A 19,246-nucleotide genomic window follows, 5' to 3' on the forward strand; every position below is an offset into this window, starting at 1 on the left:
GGCCCCGGGGCCTCCGGACAGGGCCTAGAGGCCGAGCAGCTCGCGGGTGCGCGCGTACTTCGCGGTCAGCCGCGCCCGGGTCTCCTCGTCCAGCGCGGCGAGCCGGGCGGGATTCGTGTTGTGCGCGAGGTCGGCCTCCTTGACGAGGAGGGCGCCCGGGGTCGCCAGGATGCGCCGGGTGTACGACTCCAGATCCTCGTCCGCTCCCCTGGTGAGGGCGAGGACCATGTCCTTGACGGACGGGGAGAGCTCGGCGGTCTGGAGCCACGCGAGGGAGAGCACCCCGTCCTCGACGGTGTCGTGCAGCCACCCGGCCGCGATCTGCTCATCGCTGCCCCCTCGCTCCCGGACCCCCTCGGCGACGGCGGCGATGTGCTCCGCGTAGGGGCGGCCCGACTTGTCGGTCCGGCCGGAGTGCGCGGTGCGGGCGACGCGCTCGACGTCGGCGAGGCTGAGTGCTGACATGCCACCGACTCTACGGCCGGGCCGGGGGCCCCGCCCCTGGTGCGGCGGCGGTCGCCCGACAGTTGGCCGGGGACCGCCCATGGCCGGGGTACCGGGTTGACCCGGCCCTCCCTGCCGTGGGCCGTCCGGGCGCGGTGCCTCCCGCCAGCGCTTCGCCGTGGTGGGCCGTCGAGGGTGCCCTCAATCGCCGGGCGGGCTGGATCTCGGCCCCCGACGGGCGACGGGGTCAGCTCTTCAGGGCCGCGCGGGCCGGGAGGGTTGTCGCGGCCAGGCCCAGGCAGGCGATGGCGGCCACGAAGGAGCCGTACACCACCGGGGGTATGTAGGGGGCCTCCCCCGTCAGGCCCTTCACCATCGGGATCAGCGTCGCCAGGGCTATCGCCGTGCCGACGACCACCCCGACGGACACCACCAGCAGGGCCTCCCAGCGGATCATGCCCATCACCTGGCGGCGGGTGGAGCCGATCAGGCGCAGCATGCCCAGCTCGCGGCGGCGGTCGAGGACCGTCATCACCAGGGTGTTGGCGGCGGCGACGGCCGCGAAGCCGCCCAGGATCGCGGCCATCGTCATATTGCCCCAGGCGTTGACCTCACGGTCCACATTCTGCGCGGCCGTGTATCCGGAGCGGTCGTGGACCGTGCCGAGCGAGGCCAGGGCGGTTGCCGCCTCGGGGGTGGAGCGGACCAGCAGATCGTGCGGGTAGGGCGAGGTGACATGGGGCTTCAGCGTCGCCGCGGGGAGGGTGACCTGTGCGAAGCCCAGGCCGCGTCCGTAGACCGCGACGACCTTCGGGGTGGCGACGGTCCCGTCCGGCAGGCGGAGGGTGAGGCGGTCGCCGGTGGAGACATCGGCCGAATCGGCCAGGGAGGCGTCGAGGGCGACCGTGCCGGGGGCGAGGGCGGCCAGCGAGCCATGGCGGACATCGAGGTCCTGGACCTTGGCGAGCGCGGCGGGGGCGCCGTCCACGCCCTGGGCGGAGGCGGGATCCAGCGAGTCCTCGGAGAGGATCGTCGTCTTCACCAGGACCTCGGTCCGCAGCACGGAGACGGCCGCGCCGACTCCGGGGGTCGCGGTCGCACGGGCCGCCGCATCGGCCGGGAGCACTCCACCGTCCGCGGCGGTGATCACATGGTCGGCGGTGATGCCGTCCCGCTGCTGGTTGGCGGTCGCCCGGTCGGTGCTGGTGTGCAGGAAGACGAGGACCGAGGAGAAGGCCATGGCGAGCACGATCGGGGTGATCGCGGAGGCCAGTCTGCGGGCGTTGGTACGGGAGTTGGCCGCGGCCAGCGAGCCGGAGGCGCCCGCGGCGCGGAGCGGGAGGCCGAAGAGGCCGGCGCAGACCCGGGCGAGCAGGGGTCCGAGCAGTCCGACCGCGAGCATGAAGAGCATGACCACACCGAGGGCGGTGTTCGCCGCTTCCATGCCGGACGCGCTGGCGGCGACGCCCGCGAGGACCACTCCCCCGATGGCGGCGGCGATGCCCAGGGGCGTCCGTACCGGGCCGAAGCGGAGCCGCTCGACGGAGGCGTCGGCCAGCGCCTGACCGGGCTTGATCCGCGCCGGACCGCGGGCCGCGACCAACCCGGCGAGCAGCGCGGTGACCACGGCGGTGACGGTGGCGACGCCCAGCGGCAGGGCGGAGACGGTCAGTTCGACGGCGCCGGGCACCGCGCCCTTCTCCTTCAGCTGTCCGAACCACCAGGAGGCGAGCGCGAATCCGGGCAGGCAGCCGAGCGCGCCGGCGATCGGGGCGACGAGGATGGCTTCGGTGGCGATGGTGCGGCGGATCTGGCGCGGGGTCGCGCCGATGGCCCGGAGCAGGGCGAACTCGCGGCGGCGCAGGCCGACCGAGAGGGCCACGGTCCCGGCCGCGGTGAAGACGGCAACCATGGTGGCGATGCCGCCGAAGGATCCACCGAGGGCGATGAGCAGCTCCTTGGCCTGGGCCAGGCCGGAATCCTCCGCCGTGCTCCGGTCGTCACCGGTGCGGACCTTGGGGGCGCCGTCGGCGCCCTTCTTCCCGCCGATCGCCCGGGAGACCTCGGCGGCCAGGGCCTCGGCGCTGGTGCCGCGCTCGGGGAGGACGGCTATGGCGTCGATCCTGCCCGGGTGGCCGGAGAGCCGCACGGCCTCCGCGTCGCTGAACCAGACGGCAGGTCCGGCGGCGAGGCCCGAGACCCGGAAGTCCCGCTTCCCGCCAGGGGTCTCCAGGGTGACCCGGTCGCCGACGCGGGCGCCGCCGCCGAGGACGACCTCCCCGGCGCCGGGCGCGGCACCGGCCGTCAGCCGGGTGCCGGTGAAGGCCGACGAGCCCCACCCGCTGCCCGACAGCGGCGCCTTCTCCGTGCGGACGGGGAAGGTCACATCGCCGATGGCGGTGGCCGCTCCCGGAACCGCCGCGGCCTTGGCGACCAGGCCGGCGTCGAGGCGGGCCCGGTCGGGGATCTCCGCGTACTGGGTGGTCCTGTTCTCACCGCTGCCGGAGGTGAACCGGATCTGCTGATCGGCGGCGACGACCACCGGGGCGTCCGCGTACCGCGTGGGCGGCGCGGCGGCCCGCAAGCCGCTCTCCAGCATGATGCCGCAGGCGGCGACGATCCCGGCGGTCAGCAGCAGCGCGATGAACGTACCGACGAACCCCGAGGGTTTGAAGCGGATGGCGGCTCGGGCGAGGCCGTTGGACCTGGTCATTACGCGACGGCTCCGGCATAGGCGTTGGACGTGGTCAGGGTGGTCATCCGGGCCGCGATCCGCGCAGGGTTCGCTCCGGTGAGGCTGTCGGCGATCGAGCCGTCCGCGAGGAAGAGGACCCGGTCGGCGTAGGCGGCGGCGACCGGGTCGTGGGTCACCATGACGACGGTCGCGCCGAGGGTGTCCACCGCGGACCGCAGCAGGGCGAGCACCTCGCCGGCCGTGGTGGTGTCGAGCGCGCCGGTCGGCTCGTCGGCGAAGACCACATCGGGCCTGGTCACCAGCGCACGGGCGAGGGCGACCCGCTGCTGCTGTCCGCCGGAGAGCTCGGCGGGGCGGCGCGCGCCCTTGTCGCCGAGGCCGACCTGGGCGAGCACCTGGGCGGCCTTGCGCCGGTCGGGGCGCTTGCCCGCGAGCCGCATCGGCAGCAGCACATTCTGTTCGACCGTCAGCGACGGCAGCAGATTGAACGCCTGGAAGACGAAGCCGAGTCGGCTCCGGCGCAGGATCGTGAGCTTGTTCTCGCTCATGCCGGTGATCTCGGTGCCGCCGAGCCGCACGGATCCCTCGGTGGGCCGGTCCAGACCCGCCGCGCACTGGAGGAAGGTGGACTTGCCGGAGCCGGAGGGTCCCATCACGGCGGTGAAGCTGCCCCGGGGGAGGGCGAGGTCGATGCCCCGCAGGGCGTGGACCGCGCCGGTGCCCTTGCCGTACTGGCGGCGGACGCCGCGGAGTTCGACCGCCGCGCCGGGATCGGCCGGTGCGTGGCCAGCGCCCTGCTGCCAGGGCCCCGCGCCCGGCGCGCCCTCGCCGTACGACCGCTGATCGGCCCGCCGCTCGTCCCGCCGCTTGCTGCGCCGCAGCCCCATCGTGTCCTCCGCCTTGTCCCTGCCCGGCCCATAACTGCCCAGGTCGATGACTTGACGCTACGGAACGGATGCGGGTGCGGACCATGGTGCGCACAGCCGGACCGGGGTAGGGAAAACCACAGGTCCACCCCCACTGGTACCCCCCTTAACCCCCGATATAGTTGCGCACATCAATCATTTGGTAAACTAATTACTGACGGTTCCTTGACGCCCTCTTGACGCCAAAGGACGAGCCCATCGGACACGCAGACACCCTCATCGCCATGGGCGGCGCTTTCCTCGCCGCCGCCCTCCTCGCCCGGCTCGGCGGCCGCATCGGCCTGCCGACGATCCCGCTCTTCATCCTGGCCGGCATCCTGCTCGGCCCGCACACCCCCGGCATCGTGCTCCTCTCGGACCCGCACGATCTGGAGATGCTCTCCGCCCTCGGCCTGGTCCTCCTCCTCTTCTATCTGGGGCTGGAGTTCCACCTCGACGACCTGAAGGCCGGCGGCCGCCGCATGGCCATGGCCGGCGGCGCCTACCTGCTGCTCAACGTCGGCGCCGGACTCGGCTTCGGATTCGCCCTCGGCTGGGGGACGTCGGAAGCCCTCGTCCTCGCCGGAGTGCTCGGCATCTCCTCGTCCGCGATCGTGACGAAGGTGCTGGTCGACCTCGGCCGCATCGGCAACCCCGAGACCAAACCCATCCTCGGCATCATCGTGGTCGAGGACATCTTCCTCGCCCTCTACCTGGCCGCGCTCCAGCCCATCCTGTCCGGCGCGGACAGCCTCTCCGCCGCCGTGCTCGACGGTGGCAAGGCATTCGGCTTCCTGCTGCTCCTCGCCCTCGCCGCGCGTTTCGGCACCAAGGTGATCGGGCGGCTCATCAACACCCGCGACGACGAGTTGCTCGTCATCTCCTTCCTCGGCGCCGCCGTCTTCATGGCCGGTGTCTCGGAGTGGTTCGGGGTCGCGGACGCGATCGGCGCCTTCATGGTCGGCCTGATGCTGGGCAGTACGACGTCGGGCGAGCGCATCATGAAACTCGTCCACCCGCTGCGCGACGCCTTCGGCGCGATCTTCTTCTTCGCCTTCGGTCTCTCGATCGACCCCGGCGATCTGCCCTCCGTCGTCTGGCCGGTCCTCGCGGCCGTCGCGGTGACGCTGGCGATGAACGTGCTCGCGGGACTGGCCGCCGCCCGTATCTACGACTTCGGCTCCGGCCCGGCCGCGAACATCTCCATGACGCTGTTGGCGCGCGGCGAGTTCGCGCTGATCCTCGCGACCATGGCGGCCGGCGCCGGTCTGGACGAACGGCTCTCGCCGTTCATCGCGGGATATGTGCTGGTGCTCGCCGTGCTCGGCCCGTTCTTCGCCGGGCGGTCGCACCTGGTGGCCCGGCTGCTGCCGGACCGGGAGAAACCTCCCCAGCTCGTCTGAGCCGGCTGCTGCCGGACCAGAAAGAGCCGCCTGCTCGTCTGAGCCCCCGGCCGCGACGCGCGCCACCACAGAAATGCGCGGTCGCCGATCGAAGCGGACATGGAGCGGGCCCCCACCGATGATCGGTGGGGGCCCGCTCCGTGTCGACCGGCGGTGGCGTCAGACCTGGTCCCCCAGGTCGCCCCGCCGCAGCCTGCGCTTCTTGCCCGTCTTCCGCAGCACCGGCCACGGGTCACGCACCGCGCGCCCATGTCCCTTGTGCTTGTGCGGACTACACAACCCGCAGCCCTTCCAGCGGCGGTGCGGCGAGTGCGCCATGTGTTCCTTCCCTACGCGCCCCGCCCTGGGGCCGGCGTAGGAAGTCCGTCTTCGTCATGGTGGTCAATGTAGCCCCCCGGTGTGACAAGAGCCCCCGGGGCCTCGGCCGGTGGACCGGACGGTTCGGGCTCCGGGCTGACGCGCGCCGCGAGCCCGACCGCTGCTCCGTACTCACCGCCCCGACGATACGACGGTGCGGACGGACGGGTCAGGAAGCGGCGTCCCGGCAGAGCAGCAACAGCGCCCGGTCGTCGTTGACGTCCTTGGCGACCGCCTCGATCAAATGCCAGGCCGCTCCTTCGAACCCCGAGGTCACATAGCGGTCCGCCTCGCCCGTGAGACGGTCGATGCCCTCGCTGAGGTCCCGGTCCGACGCCTCCACCAGGCCGTCCGTGAAGAGCATCAGCACATCGCCCGGGCGCAGCGAGCCCTTCACCGGGTCGAACTGCGCCCCGTCGTAGACCCCGAGGAGCGGGCCCTCGCCGGTCATCTCCTCCCATCGGCCGCTGCCCGCGTTGAGCTGAAGCGCGGGAACGTGGCCCGCTGAGAGGAGTTCGTAGTCGCCGGACTCCAGGTCGAGGACGAGGTGGATGGAGGTCGCGAAGCCTTCGTCCCAGTCCTGGCGGAGCAGATAGCCGTTGGCGGCGGGCAGGAATCCGTGCGGCGGCAGCGAGCCCAGCAGTCCGCCGAACGCGCCCGACAGCAACAGGGCCCGCGAGGCCGCGTCCATGCCCTTGCCGGACACGTCGGTGAGGACGACCTCCAGGGTCCGGCCCCCGTTCGTACGGGCGGCGACGACGAAGTCACCGGAGAACGACTGGCCGCCGGCCGGGCGGAGGGCCATCTCGCGGTGCCAGCCCTTCGGCAGGCGGGGCAGCGCGCTCTGGACGCGGATGCGTTCGCGGAGGTCGAACAGCATGGTGCCGCCGCGTCTCCAGGGCACCCCGACGCGGGCCCGGAACTGGGCGATCAGCAGGCCGAAGAAGCCGCAGGCGGCGACGACGAGTACGGTCCCGGGCGTCACCCGGCCGGGCCCGTCGGTGTAGGGGCCGAGGACGAGCGTCTCCGCGATCAGACCGCCCGCACAGGTCGCGTACAGCCCCAGCAGGCTCGCCGGACGCAGCAGCAGCGCGCCCGCCACGATCGGCAGGACGAGGGCGGCGGGCGAGACCCACTCGGAGTTCTCGATGGTGCCCCAGGTGAGCGCCGGGACGGTCAGCAGCAGTCCGGCGAGCGCGATGGTGTCCGCGCCGTCGCCCCGGAAGTAGTCGACGGCGGACTTGCGCAGCGCGATGCGTACCCGGTGCACCGCCTTCCGCAACCGGGCCCTACTCGAATCCACTCCACCGCCATGAGCCATTGTCGTGTGACCTTATCGATCCATCGGCCATCCGTGCAGGGGGACCCCGGTGACCACGCGTTCGAAATCAGGTCGCTCTGTCGATGTATCGCTGGATAGTCATGGCATATGACAGAGGCTCGACCGCTGCCCCGACCGCTGCCAGGACGGGGTGACCGCCACCGTCGCCCGGACGGGGTGACCGCGCAGGCGGGGCCGGTTGCCACCCCCGGCAGTGGTCGGAAATTCCGTCGCGCCCCCCACCGGCCGCCTGGTAGGGATGGCGCATGACCACAGAGCTGCGTGTGCTCCGCCCGACCGAGTGGGACGCCTGGTACGGAACGTTGGGGCTGGCTTTCGGTGGCATCGCCGAGCCCGACGAGAAGCAGAAGCTGATCCAGCAGCTAACCGACTACGAGCGCTCGCTCGCCGTCTGGGACGGCGCCGACTGCGTCGCCACGGCGGGGACGTTCGGCTTCCGGGTCACCGCACCCGGCGGCGCGGCGGTGCCCATGGCGGGCGTGACCATGGTCAGTGTCGCCGCCACCCACCGGCGGCGCGGGATCCTCACCTCGATGATGCGGCGCCAGCTCGACGATATCCACGCCTGGGGCGAACCGGTCGCCCTGCTCACCGCGTCCGAGCCGGAGATCTACGGCCGGTTCGGATACGGGACCGCGAGCTGGCACCTCAACGCCGATATCGACACCACCCGGGTCCGGATCGAAGCACCCGTGGGCACCGACGACATCCGGATCCGCCGCGTACCGCCGGTCGACTCGATGGACACGATCGAGGCCCTCTACGCCCGGCGGGTACCGACCCGCCCCGGCATGATCGTCCGGCTTCCGGGCTGGGAGAAGCTCATGCTCCTCGACTCCCCCGCCGACCATCCGGGCGCCTCCCCGCTCCAGTGCGTGTTCGCCGAACTCGACGGCGATGTCATCGGGTACGCGCTGTACCGGATCATTCCGTCCTGGGAGAACGCCGGGCCGAACGGCGCGATCGAGGTCCAGGACCTGGAGGCGTTGACCCCGGCCGCAAACGCCGGGCTGTGGCGCTATCTGTTCGGGATCGACCTCATGACCCGGGTACGGATGCGCAACCGGCCGGTGGACGACCCCTGGCAGCACTTCGTCTCCGACATCCGGCGCTGCGGACTGCGGGTCATCGACGGGCTGCACGCCCGGCTGGTCGACGTCGGCGGCGCGCTGGCGGCGCGGACGTACCGCACGCCGGTGGAGGTGGTGCTCGACGTCGAGGACGCCTTCTGTCCGTGGAACAACGGGCGGTGGCGGCTGAGCGGCGACGAGAAGGGCGCGGTCTGCGAGCCGACCCGGGCCGCCGCCGATCTCGCCCTGCCGGTGGGGGCGCTGGCCAGTGCCTACCTCGGTGGGACCGCGCTGACCGCGCTGGCGGCGGCGGGGCGGGTCGAGGAGCGCACTCCCGGTGCGCTGACGGCCGCGGCGGTCGCCTTCGGCAGCGATGCGGCGCCGTGGGTGCCGCACAACATCTAGGTCTCCGGTCCGGGTCCGGTCGCGGCCTGGGAGACCTGGACCGGAGACCGGCCCCCGACCGTTACCGCTGCTGGCAGGTGGGGCACCAGAAGAGGTTCCGGGCGGCGAGACCCGCCGTGCGGATCCCGGTGCCACAGATATGGCAGGGCATCGCGGCCCGGCGATAGACATAGACCTCGCCACCGTGGTCGTCGACCCTCGGTTCGCGGCCCATCTCCTCCGGGGTGTGCTCCTGGCGGACGGTGTCGATGCGGTTGTTCCGTACGCCCTCGCGCATCAGCCCGGCCAGATCCGCCCAGATCGCGTCCCACTCGCGCCGGGTCAGGTCCCGGCCCGCACGGTACGGGTCGATGCCGTGCCGGAAGAGCACCTCGGCGCGGTAGACATTGCCGACGCCCGCGATGACCTTCTGGTCCAGGAGCAGCGCCGCGACGGTCGTACGGGAGCGGTAGATCCGCTGCCAGGCGCGGTCCGGGTCGTCCCCGGTGCGGAGCGGATCGGGTCCCAGCCGGTCGTGTATCGCGGCCTTCTCGGCGTCCGTGATCAGGGCGCAGGTGGTGGGCCCCCGGAGGTCGACGTAGGAGTCCGCGTCGAGGAGCCGGAGGCGGACGGTGTCGGTCGGCGGGGGCGCGGGGGTGTCCCCGAGGTCCACCTTGCCGAAGAGCCCCAGGTGGATGTGGATCCAGCCGAGCGGTCCGAAGCCGAGGAAGAGATGCTTCCCATGGGCCTCGGCGTCCGTCATGACCTGGTCGTTCAGCAGGGCGGCCGAGTCGGCGAACCTGCCCTGGGGGCTGGCGACCAGGACCGGCCGGTCGAGCAGGCGCTCGCGGTGGTCCTGGGCGAGCCGGTGGATCGTATGCCCCTCGGGCACGGGTACGGCTCCTTCGGTGTCTCCCGGGGTCCGTCCCGGGCCGGGCGTGCGCGGCGGATGACCCGCGCACGGAAGGGACCACGGACGTACGAACCGGCTCCGGGGGCGGGTACGGACGGGTGCGCCGTCCGTACCCGTCCCCGGAGCGTCCGAGAAGCCGGTGGTCAGCCCTGCTGGGGGTGGTGGGCCGGGATCGGGGGGAGTTCGCCCGTGGTCTCGTAGGCGGTGAGCATCTCGATGCGGCGGGTGTGCCGCTCCTCGCCCGAGTACGGGGTGTTCAGGAAGATCTCCACGAACTTCGTGGACTCCTCCACCGAGTGCATCCGGCCGCCGATCGCGACGACGTTGGCGTTGTTGTGCTCGCGCCCCAGCGCCGCCGTCTGCTCGCTCCACGCCAGCGCGGCGCGCACGCCCTTGACCTTGTTCGCCGCGATCTGCTCGCCGTTGCCCGAGCCACCGATGACGATGCCCAGGGCGTCCGGGTCGGCCGCCGTCCTCTCCGCCGCGCGGAGGCAGAAGGGCGGGTAGTCGTCCTGGGCGTCATAGATGTGCGGGCCGCAGTCGACGGCCTCGTGCCCATGGGCCTGGAGCCATGCCACGAGGTGGTTCTTGAGTTCGTATCCGGCGTGGTCGGAACCGAGGTAAACGCGCATGATCCGAGTGTGGCACGCACGCGCCCGGGTAGCAGTCAGCGGGGTCGGCACCCGAACGCGAGGAAAGACCCTTATGACGTCGCAGGAGACCCTGAACAAAGAGGACGAGGAGAGGGGACCCGAGCAGGCGGACACCCTGCAGCCGGGGCTGAAGAACCGGCATCTGTCCATGATCGCCATCGGTGGGGTGATCGGTGCCGGGCTCTTCATCGGGTCCGGATCCGGGATCGCCGCCGCGGGGCCCGCGATCCTCATCTCGTACGCCCTGGTCGGCACGATGGTCGTGCTGGTGATGCGGATGCTCGGCGAGATGGCGGCGGCCAATCCGGCGTCGGGCTCGTTCTCCGAGTACGCGGACCGGGCGCTGGGCCGCTGGGCCGGATTCTCGATCGGCTGGCTCTACTGGTTCTTCTGGGTCGTGGTGCTCGCCGTCGAGGCGACGGCGGGCGCGGTGATCCTGGAGAGCTGGGTCCCGGCGGTGCCGCAGTGGGCGTGGGCGCTGATCGTGATGGTGGTGCTGACGGCGACGAACCTGGCATCGGTCGGCTCGTACGGCGAGTTCGAGTTCTGGTTCGCCGGGATCAAGGTGGTGGCGATCGGCGCGTTCGTGGCGATCGGTCTGCTGGCGGTCTTCGGTCTGCTGCCGGGGTCGGACAACCCGGGCGCGGGCTTGGCCCACCTCACCGACTCCGGGGGATTCTTCCCGGAGGGGTACGGGGCGGTCCTGACCGGCGTCCTGATGGTCGTCTTCTCCTTCATGGGCAGTGAGATCGTGACCCTGGCGGCGGGCGAGTCGTCCGATCCGCAGCGCGCCGTGTCCAAGGCGACGAACAGCGTCATCTGGCGGATCGCCGTCTTCTACCTCGGTTCGATCTTCGTCGTGCTGACCCTGCTGCCGTGGAACGACAAGTCGATCACCGAGGACGGTTCGTACATCGCCGCCCTGAACTCCATCGGCATCCCGCACGCCGGTCAGATCATGAACGTCGTCGTGCTGACCGCCGTGCTGTCCTGCCTCAACTCGGGGCTCTACACGGCCTCGCGGATGGCGTTCTCGCTGGGGCGGCGCGGTGACGCCCCCGCCCCCTTCGCCCGGACGGACCGGCGTGGGGTGCCGCGCGCGGCGATTCTGTCGTCGGTCCTCTTCGGGTTCGTCGCGGTCTTCTTCAACTACAAGTGGCCCGACACCGTCTTCGCCTTCCTGCTCAACTCGTCGGGCGCGGTGGCGCTCTTCGTCTGGCTGGTGATCTGCTGCACCCAACTGCGGATGCGCGGGATCATCCTGCGGGAGGCGCCGGAGCGGCTGGTCGTGCGGATGTGGCTGTTCCCCGGGCTGACCTGGGCGACGATCGGAATGATCTCCTTCATCCTCGTCTACATGCTCTTCGACGACACGGCGCGCGAGCAGGTACTGCTGTCGCTGCTGGTGGCCGCGATCGTGATCGTGATCGCGTGCTGGCGGGAGCGGTCCCGGAAGGCGTCCCGGAAGACGTCCAGGACCGGATGAACAGGGCGGCCGGATCGGACCGGCCGGATCGGACCCGGCCGTGTCGGTGACCGGAGCGACACCCGGGCGGCTCATGGGGATACCCGGGCGGCCCGGAGCGACACCCGGGGCGGCCCGCGGGGATACCTGACGGCAGATGTCAGGTATCCCCGGCAGGGTGCGGGCCATGGAGAACATCGCCCAGACCACCTTCCGTCCCGGTGACGCCGGATACGACGACGAATCGGCCGGCTTCCAGACCGGCTGCACCGTGCGGCCCGATCTGATCGTCGCCGCCACCGACGCGGAGGAGGTGCGGCGGGCCGTCGCCCACGCCGCCGCACACGGACTGCCAGTCGGCGTCCAGGCCACCGGACACGGCCGGCCGGGCCCGTCGCAGGGCGGCGTACTGATCAGCACCCGCCGGATGGACGGCGTCCGGATCGACCCCGTGACGCGTACCGCCCGGATCGAAGCCGGGGTCCGCTGGGGGCAGGTCGTGGCGGCGGCGGCGCCGTACGGGCTGGCACCGCTCAGCGGATCGGCCCCGACCGTCGGCGCCGTCTCGTACACCCTCGGCGGCGGGCTGGGGCTGCTGGCCCGGCAGTTCGGGTACACCGCCGACCACGTACGCGCGATCGAGGTCGTGACCGGGGACGGCGAACCGCGCCGGGTGACCTCCGGCGAGCTCTACTGGGCGCTGCTCGGCGCCGGGGCGGGCCTCGGCGTCGTCACGGCGATCGAGATCGGCCTGGTGCCGGTCACCCGGCTGTACGGCGGGGGGATCCTGTTCGGGGACGGACCCGCGGACGACGTCGCGCGCGCCTATCTGGAGTGGGCGGCGACGGTGCCGGACGAGCTGACGTCCAGCCTGGGCGTCATGGTCTACCCGGATCTGCCCATGGTCCCGGCGCATCTGCGGGGGCGCCGCGTCACGGCCGTGCGGGTCGCGTACACCGGGAGCGCCGCCGCGGGCGAGCGGCTGGTGGCGCCGCTGCGGGCGATCGGGCCCGCGCTGGAGGACTCGCTGCGCGAGCTGCCGTACACCGATTCCGCGACCATCCACAACGATCCGGATCAGCCGCACGCGTACTACGGGGACAACGCGATGCTGAGTGGGCTGGACGCGGACGCCTTCGGTGAGGTGTTGCGGTTGACGGGCCCCGACCAGCCGGTGTGGACGGTGACTCAGCTCAGCCCGCTGGGCGGGGCGCTGCGGACGCCCGCCCCGAACGCCGTGCCGTACCGTGAGGCGGCCTATGCGGTGCGCACGCTGTCGCTGGTGACACCGGATACGGACGTGGCGGCGATCCGGGCGCTGTACGAGAAGGTGTACGGCGGCCTGGGGGCGCGGGTGCTGGGGCGTTCGCTGAACTTCGTCTTCGGGGCGGGGGAACGCCCGGAGGGGCTGTACGACGCCGAGACCCTGGAGCGCATCGGGCGGGTGAAGGCGGCGTACGACCCGGGGGATCTGTTCCGGCGTCCGGGCGGCGGTCCGGGGCGCCCCTCCTGAGGAGCCGCGAACGCGGCGGGGGCGGGCATCCGGTCGGGATGCCCGCCCCCGCCGTGTCGCGGCGCCGGTCAAGGCGTGCCGGTCACGGCGGCGCAGGCCGGGACGTGCCGGTCGCGGTGGTGTCTCAGTCGCGGCGGCCGAGGAGCTTCCAGGCGGTGGGCAGCGCGCCCATCGCGAGCGCGGCCTTCAGCGCGTCACCGATGAGGAACGGCGTCAGACCGGCCGCGACCGCCTGCGAGAACGTCATGCCCGTCGCGAGGGCGAGATAGGGGACGCCGACCGCGTAGATGATCGCCGAGCCGAGCACCATCGAACCGGCCGTCCGCGCCATGGACCGGTCCGCGCCGCGGCGGGCCAGCGCGCCCACCACCGTCGCCGCGAGCAGCATGCCGAGGATGTAGCCGACCGACGGCATCGACCAGCCGGACTGGCCCTCCGCGAACCACGGCATCCCCGCCATGCCCACCACCGCGTAGAGCGCCAGCGAGAGGAACCCCCGACGGGCGCCGAGCGCCGTGCCCACCAGCAGGGCGGCGAAGGTCTGGCCGGAGACCGGGACCGGGGAGCCCGGGACCGGGACGGCGAGCTGCGCCGCGATGCCCGTCAGCGCCGCGCCACCGACGACGAGTGCGATGTCCCGGGTGCGGGAGGCGGGCAGCAGGTCCGCGAGGACCGCGCCCGGACGGGGAGTGGCAGAAGCAGTGCTCATCGGGACTCCGCGGGGCCGAAGGGAGGTGTAAAGGAAGGTGTAGGAGGAACACGGTGACGGTAGCCCACCGGGTTTACTCCGATCACCGTCAGCCACCGACAAAGGCCGATGCGCTGTCTTCATGGGGAGTGCACAAATAAGCTCGATCACGCACCCGGAAACGTGATGCTCGTCACGGATACGGGCTGTAGGTTTCTGCCAAAGCGCCGGAGTGTGTCAAGTTCGTCGGAGCACAGTGTGCGTGTGTACACCATGTGTCAGGCTCGTGACCGTATAGCGGACGGACATTCCCAGTCAGCGGTGCGTGGGCTCAGACTGTGCTGCTTCCCCCCACAGCCGTCAGCCAAGGAACAGGGCACGTTCATATGTCTCGGACCTCCGCGCCGCCGCCCGTCGACCGTCGCCCGGCCGATGTGACGCTGTCGCACGGGCTCAAGCAACGCCATCTCTCGATGATCGCGCTCGGCGGGGTGATCGGCGCCGGACTCTTCGTCGGCTCCGGCGCGGGCATCGCCAAGGCCGGGCCCTCCATCGTGATCGCCTACGCCCTCTCCGGGCTGCTGGTCATGCTGGTGATGCGGATGCTCGGCGAGATGTCGGCGGCCAATCCGGCCTCCGGCTCGTTCTCCGTCCACGCCGAGCGGGCGATCGGCCCCTGGGCCGGTTTCACGGCGGGCTGGGCCTTCTGGTTCCTACTCTGTGTCGCCGTCGGCCTCGAAGGCATCGGCGCGGCCAAGATCATGACCGGCTGGCTGCCGGGGACGCCCGAATGGGTGTGGGTCGCCCTCTTCATGCTGGTGTTCTGCGGGACGAACCTCGCGGCGGTGAAGAACTTCGGCGAGTTCGAGTTCTGGTTCGCCGCCCTGAAGGTCGGCGCGATCATCATCTTCCTGGGGATCGGCGTCCTCGCCATCGTCGGGGCGCTGCCGGGCACGGACGCGCCCGGCGCCACCAACCTCACCGGCGACGGCGGCTTCCTGCCGATGGGCGCGGAGGGGCTCGTCGTCGGACTGCTCGCCTCCCTCTTCGCCTACGGCGGCCTGGAGACGGTCACCATCGCGGCGGCCGAGTCCGAACACCCCGTGCAGGGCGTCGCCAAGGCCGTGAAGACCGCGATGTGGCGGATCGCCATCTTCTACATCGGCTCCATGGCCGTCATCGTCACCCTGGTCCCGTGGACCGATCCGATGGTGGTGGAGAAGGGCCCGTACGTCGCCACCCTCGACCACATCGGCATCCCGGGCGCCGGCGAGATCATGAACGTGGTGGTGCTGATCGCGCTGCTCTCGGCGATGAACGCGAACATCTACGGCGCCTCGCGGATGGCCTGCTCGCTGGTCGCCCGCGGCCAGGGCCCGAAGGCGCTGGGCCGGACCCTCGGCGGGGTGCCGAGGACGGCGGTGCTGGTGTCGTCCCTGTTCGGCTTCGCCTGTGTGCTGCTGAGCTACTGGCGGCCGGACGACGTCTTCATGTGGCTGCTGAATATGGTCGGCGCGATCATCCTGGTCGTCTGGACCTTCATCGCCATCTCCCAGCTCATCCTGCGGCGGCGGACGGAGCGGGACGAGCCGGAGCGGCTGGTGGTGAAGATGTGGCTGTACCCCGGGCTGACCTGGGTGGCGCTGGCCGGGATGGCGACCGTGTTCGTCCTGATGGCGCGGGAGCCGGACACCCGGACGCAGTTGTACTACTCGGGCGGGCTGACGGTGGGTCTCGCGGCGGTGGGCTATCTGCGCCAGCGGCTGGCGGCGCGGGCGGCGAAGCCGGCCGACGACACCGCGTGATCCCGGAGCCCACCGACCGCACCGCGTGATCCCCCCGGAGTCACCGACCGCACCGCGTGATCCCCCCGGGGTCACCGACGACACCGCGTGGTCCCGGGGCTCGACCACCTCGGGAGCCGGGGCGTCGTTCCGTGCCCTGCGACTGAGCCAGCGCCCCCGGCTCAGTCGCAGGGCACGTTCAGCGAGAGCTCGCAGGGCACGTTCAGCGAGAGCAGCGCGCACTGGTCGCCGGTCAGCCGGACTGCGGAGACCGCCGCGTTGACGAGCCCGGGGAACACCCGGCGGTACTCCGCGAGCGGGATCGACAGCAGCTCGCACAGCACCAGCCGCAGCAGGGAGTTGTGCGCGACCACCAGGACCCGTTCGCCCTCGTGCCGCGCGGCGGTACGGCGGAGCGCGGCGGCGCCCCGGGCCGCCGCCGACCGGGGGTCCTCCGCCGAGGGGAACGGATGGGCCACCGGGTCCGCCCGGAACGCCGCCGCCGCTGCCGGGTGCGCCGCCCCGAACTCGGCCAGGGTGCGGCCCTCGACCACGCCGAAGTCGCACTCGCGCAGTTCGTGGTCGCGGAACGGGACCAGACCGAGCGCGGCGACCGCCGGTGCCGCCGTCTCGATCGCCCGGGAGAGCGTCGATGTGACGATCGCGTCGACCTCGTTCCGTACCGCCCAGCGACCCAGCCGGTCCGCCTGCTCGCGCCCCTCGTCAGTGAGGGGCACATCGCTCACCCCGGCGTAGCGGTTCTCCGCGTGCCAGATGGTCTGACCGTGCCGGGCCAGCAGCAGTGTCGCGCTCATGGTGTCCTCTCCTCTTCCTCTCCGTGCGGCAGTCGGGCGCCTGGTCGCATCCACGGCGCCGCGTTCACGGCGCCGTGGTCCGCCGCCGGGCGTGCGCCGCCAGCGGGTCCGGCAGCCAGCCGCGCCGGGCCAGCTCGTCCACCATCATCAGATAGGGCTCCGTGAACCGGTCGCCCCGGCCGCCGGGAACCACCTCCCGGATCCGTACCATCCGCGCCGCCGCCGCACCCAGCACGGGCGCCGCACCCGACCCGTACGCCGCGAGGACGGCCATGCCCAGCGCGGGTTCGCCGCACTCGGGCACCCGGACCTCGCGGCCCAGGACCTCCGCCCGCAGCCGGGTCCAGTAGGCGCTGCGGACCGCGCCGCCGGTGAAGGTCAGCGGTCCGTCCACGGGCGCGCCCAGCAGATCGAGATAGTCCAGACAGAGCCGCTCCACCAGGGCCACGCCCTGGAGGAGGGCCGCCCAGTGGTCCGCCGCCGACCCGGGCTCGCCCAGCAGGAACCCGATGGCGTCCGGGGCCAGGAAGGGGAAGCGCTCGCCGCGCGCGGCCAGGGGGTAGGCGACGGCCCCGGCCGGTTCATGGGCGGCGGCGAGACCGTCCAGCGCGGCCGGGTCGGCGTCGGGGAACGCGGCCCGCAGCGCGCCCCCGCCGACGCCGGAGGCCCCGCCGGGGAGCCAGTTCCCGTCCGGGGAGAGATGGTTGTAGACCACCCCGGCCGGATCCCGCAGCGGGGTGGCGGTGACGCCCTTGAGGACGAGGGTCGTACCGAGCACCGAATTCCAGGAGCCCACCGTGAGCGGGCCGGAGGCGAGCTGGGCCGCACAGCCGTCGGTCATACCGGCCACGATCACCGTCCCGGCCGGGATACCGGTCTCCTCGGCCGCCGCCGCGCCGACCTCACCGAGCCGGGTGCCGGGGCGGACCACCTCCGGCAGCACACCACCGGGAAGTTCCTGCTGCCCGAAGGCGCCGCGTTCGGGGTCGTAACCCGTCTTCAGGGCATGGCTGGAGTCGGTGGGCAGCGGCCGGCCGGCGAGTCGGGTGACGATCAGATCGGCCTGGTGGGTGATGTGCCCGGGGCCGTACTCCCGCAGCAGCCAGAGCGCCCGGCCGGGACCCCGACCGGGCGCCCGGCCGTCGTCGTACATCAGTGCGGGGGTCAGCGGGCGGCCGTGCCCGTCGGCGAGCAGGACCGTGCCGGAGGTGGAGCAGATGGCGAGGGCACGCGGGCGGTGACCGGCGCGCAGCGCCTGGCGGACGGCGGTCACGGTGGCGGTCCACCAGTCGGCGGGCCGCTGTTCATGGCGGGGTCCGTCGCGCAGACCGGTCAGCGGCGCCGCGCCGGAACCGAGGATCTCGCCGTCATCGGTGACGACGACGGCGCGGACGCCCTGGGTGCCCAGATCGATGCCCATCCACATGGCGTCTCCTGTTCTGAGTCCGGCGACGGCTTACGGGGGCTGCCGGGGCCGTGCCATCAATCCTGCGGATGCGTGCGGGTCCGTCCCTGACGACTTCTCATCCTCGCTGAGAGAAAACCGGGTTCGCGGGATTGACGGTCCCCGGCCCCGGTCCCAAGCTCGGAAGCCATGCGCGGACCCGGCACCCCTGGGGCCGTGGCGGCCCCCGCGCGGCATCCCCTGACGGCACCGAGCGACGACTAGCATCCGCTGCACTCCCGTACCACTGACGGCACCCGGGGCGCGGGCCCACGACGACGCGGAGGAACCGAATGAGAGTCCTGGCCGCCGGCGACCACTTCGTCCGCAACTCCCTGATCGCCGACGCGCTGCGCCGCGAACTCGCCGATCATTCCTTCCAGTTGAGTGAACTCACCCTGCCCTGGCCGCTTGAACCCTTCGGCCCGGTCGCCGAGGTGACGGAGGCCAGCGACTCCGAGGACGCCCTGATCAAGGCGCTCGACGGAGTGGAGGTCTGTGTCACCCAGATGGCCCCCTTCACGGAGCGCGTCCTCGACTCGGCCCCCGCGCTGCGGCTGATCGCGGTCTGCCGGGGCGGCCCGGTCAATGTGAACGCGGCGGCGGCCCGAGAGCGGGGCGTCCGGGTCTGTTACGCGCCGGGGCGGAACGCGGCGGCGACCGCCGAGTTCACGATCGGGCTGATGCTGGCGGCGCTGCGCGGCATCCCGGAGGCGCACCACTCGCTCGCCAACGGCGGTCACTGGGACGGGTCTTCCTACACGTACGAACGGATCGGTCTCGAACTGGAGGACACCCCGGTCGGCCTGGTCGGCTACGGCGCGGTCGGCAGCCGGGTCGCCCGGGTGCTGACCGCCTTCGGCGCGGAGGTGGAGGTGTACGACCCGTATGTGCGCGGCGATGTGCACGGGATGCGGACGCGTTCGCTGGACGCCCTGCTCGCCCGCTCCCGGGTGCTCACCCTGCACGCCCGGCTCACCCCCGAGACCCGTGGGCTGATCGGCGCGCGCGAACTGGCGCTGCTGCCACCGGGGGCTGTGGTGGTGAACGCGGCGCGCGGCGGGCTACTGGACACCGAGGCGCTCTGCGACGCGCTGGACTCCGGACGGCTGGCCGCCGCCGCGCTCGACACCTATGAGCGGGAGCCGCTGCCCCCGGGGGACCGACTGTTCGCCACCCCCCGGACCGTCCTCACCCCGCATGTGGCCGGGGCGAGCCGGGCGGTGGCCCACAAGGCCGCCGTCATCGCGGCGGCCGAGGTGGGCCGCCATGTCCGGGGCGAGCCCCTCGCCCACGCGCTCGACTGACCCGGCCCCATGCCGTCCGGCCGGGGAACACCGCCCCCGGCCCGATCCAGAGGTGCGGATCCGA

Annotated in this window: 16 protein-coding genes; 6 read left to right on the forward strand and 10 right to left on the reverse strand. The window is 72.3% G+C overall.

The window, feature by feature from the left end:
* Positions 1-24: 24 nt before the first annotated feature.
* From ACH4S7_RS04650 to ACH4S7_RS04660, 3 genes are all read right to left on the reverse strand, one after another.
* Positions 25-465, reverse strand: a complete 441-nt coding sequence (locus tag ACH4S7_RS04650) for an HD domain-containing protein (RefSeq protein WP_398519579.1) — start codon at positions 463-465, stop codon at positions 25-27.
* 226 nt (positions 466-691) lie between these two features.
* Complete coding sequence (locus ACH4S7_RS04655; RefSeq protein ID WP_398519580.1) at positions 692-3,157, reverse strand: ABC transporter permease; 2,466 nt, start codon at positions 3,155-3,157, stop codon at positions 692-694.
* Positions 3,157-4,026, reverse strand: coding sequence for an ABC transporter ATP-binding protein (locus ACH4S7_RS04660; RefSeq protein WP_398519581.1), 870 nt, complete (start codon positions 4,024-4,026; stop codon positions 3,157-3,159). The genes ACH4S7_RS04655 and ACH4S7_RS04660 overlap by 1 nt, the downstream gene beginning before the upstream one ends.
* A 263-nt stretch (positions 4,027-4,289) precedes the next feature.
* Between ACH4S7_RS04660 and ACH4S7_RS04665 the strand changes: the two genes are divergently transcribed.
* Positions 4,290-5,447 carry a cation:proton antiporter gene (locus ACH4S7_RS04665; RefSeq protein WP_398519582.1) on the forward strand — a complete coding sequence of 386 codons (1,158 nt, stop codon included), beginning with the start codon at positions 4,290-4,292 and terminating at the stop codon, positions 5,445-5,447.
* Positions 5,448-5,606: 159 nt separating this feature from the next.
* Here the strand turns inward: ACH4S7_RS04665 and ACH4S7_RS04670 are convergent, their stop codons facing one another.
* Both ACH4S7_RS04670 and ACH4S7_RS04675 read right to left on the reverse strand, forming a co-directional pair.
* Positions 5,607-5,765: a hypothetical protein gene (locus ACH4S7_RS04670; RefSeq protein WP_398519583.1), complete on the reverse strand. Its 159-nt coding sequence runs from the start codon at positions 5,763-5,765 to the stop codon at positions 5,607-5,609.
* Positions 5,766-5,973: 208 nt separating this feature from the next.
* Positions 5,974-7,125 (reverse strand): PP2C family protein-serine/threonine phosphatase, encoded by a 1,152-nt coding sequence (locus tag ACH4S7_RS04675; protein WP_398519584.1) that lies wholly within the window; start codon positions 7,123-7,125, stop codon positions 5,974-5,976.
* A gap of 266 nt (positions 7,126-7,391) precedes the next feature.
* Here ACH4S7_RS04675 and ACH4S7_RS04680 point away from each other — a divergent pair, with 266 nt between their 5' ends.
* Positions 7,392-8,621 carry a GNAT family N-acetyltransferase gene (locus ACH4S7_RS04680; RefSeq protein WP_398519585.1) on the forward strand — a complete coding sequence of 410 codons (1,230 nt, stop codon included), beginning with the start codon at positions 7,392-7,394 and terminating at the stop codon, positions 8,619-8,621.
* Between the two features lie 61 nt (positions 8,622-8,682).
* Here ACH4S7_RS04680 and ACH4S7_RS04685 read toward each other — a convergent pair whose 3' ends face one another.
* Both ACH4S7_RS04685 and ACH4S7_RS04690 read right to left on the reverse strand, forming a co-directional pair.
* Positions 8,683-9,492 (reverse strand): Fpg/Nei family DNA glycosylase, encoded by an 810-nt coding sequence (locus ACH4S7_RS04685; protein ID WP_398519586.1) that lies wholly within the window; start codon positions 9,490-9,492, stop codon positions 8,683-8,685.
* Positions 9,493-9,656: 164 nt separating this feature from the next.
* Complete coding sequence (locus tag ACH4S7_RS04690; protein ID WP_398519587.1) at positions 9,657-10,145, reverse strand: ribose-5-phosphate isomerase; 489 nt, start codon at positions 10,143-10,145, stop codon at positions 9,657-9,659.
* 73 nt (positions 10,146-10,218) lie between these two features.
* Here ACH4S7_RS04690 and ACH4S7_RS04695 point away from each other — a divergent pair, with 73 nt between their 5' ends.
* On the forward strand, positions 10,219-11,652 hold the full coding sequence (locus ACH4S7_RS04695) for an amino acid permease (protein WP_398519588.1): 1,434 nt from the start codon (positions 10,219-10,221) through the stop codon (positions 11,650-11,652).
* A 136-nt stretch (positions 11,653-11,788) separates the two neighbouring features.
* Positions 11,789-13,144 (forward strand): FAD-binding oxidoreductase, encoded by a 1,356-nt coding sequence (locus ACH4S7_RS04700; RefSeq protein ID WP_398519589.1) that lies wholly within the window; start codon positions 11,789-11,791, stop codon positions 13,142-13,144.
* Positions 13,145-13,268: 124 nt separating this feature from the next.
* Here the strand turns inward: ACH4S7_RS04700 and ACH4S7_RS04705 are convergent, their stop codons facing one another.
* Entirely contained in the window at positions 13,269-13,853 is a 585-nt protein-coding gene (locus ACH4S7_RS04705) for a biotin transporter BioY (RefSeq protein ID WP_398519590.1), read from the reverse strand.
* Between the two features lie 365 nt (positions 13,854-14,218).
* On the opposite strand from ACH4S7_RS04705, the gene ACH4S7_RS04710 reads away from it, so the two are divergent.
* Positions 14,219-15,637 carry an amino acid permease gene (locus ACH4S7_RS04710; protein WP_398519591.1) on the forward strand — a complete coding sequence of 473 codons (1,419 nt, stop codon included), beginning with the start codon at positions 14,219-14,221 and terminating at the stop codon, positions 15,635-15,637.
* Between the two features lie 161 nt (positions 15,638-15,798).
* Here ACH4S7_RS04710 and ACH4S7_RS04715 read toward each other — a convergent pair whose 3' ends face one another.
* Both ACH4S7_RS04715 and ACH4S7_RS04720 read right to left on the reverse strand, forming a co-directional pair.
* Positions 15,799-16,431 carry a histidine phosphatase family protein gene (locus ACH4S7_RS04715; RefSeq protein WP_398519592.1) on the reverse strand — a complete coding sequence of 211 codons (633 nt, stop codon included), beginning with the start codon at positions 16,429-16,431 and terminating at the stop codon, positions 15,799-15,801.
* Positions 16,432-16,495: 64 nt separating this feature from the next.
* Entirely contained in the window at positions 16,496-17,857 is a 1,362-nt protein-coding gene (locus ACH4S7_RS04720) for an FGGY-family carbohydrate kinase (protein ID WP_398519593.1), read from the reverse strand.
* A 311-nt stretch (positions 17,858-18,168) separates the two neighbouring features.
* On the opposite strand from ACH4S7_RS04720, the gene ACH4S7_RS04725 reads away from it, so the two are divergent.
* A complete protein-coding gene (locus ACH4S7_RS04725) occupies positions 18,169-19,182 on the forward strand; it encodes a 2-hydroxyacid dehydrogenase (RefSeq protein WP_398519594.1) in 1,014 nt (337 codons plus the stop codon).
* Positions 19,183-19,246: the final 64 nt, after the last annotated feature.

This window comes from Streptomyces sp. NPDC020965, from assembly GCF_044333555.1.
Taxonomy (GTDB): Bacteria; Actinomycetota; Actinomycetes; order Streptomycetales; family Streptomycetaceae; genus Streptomyces.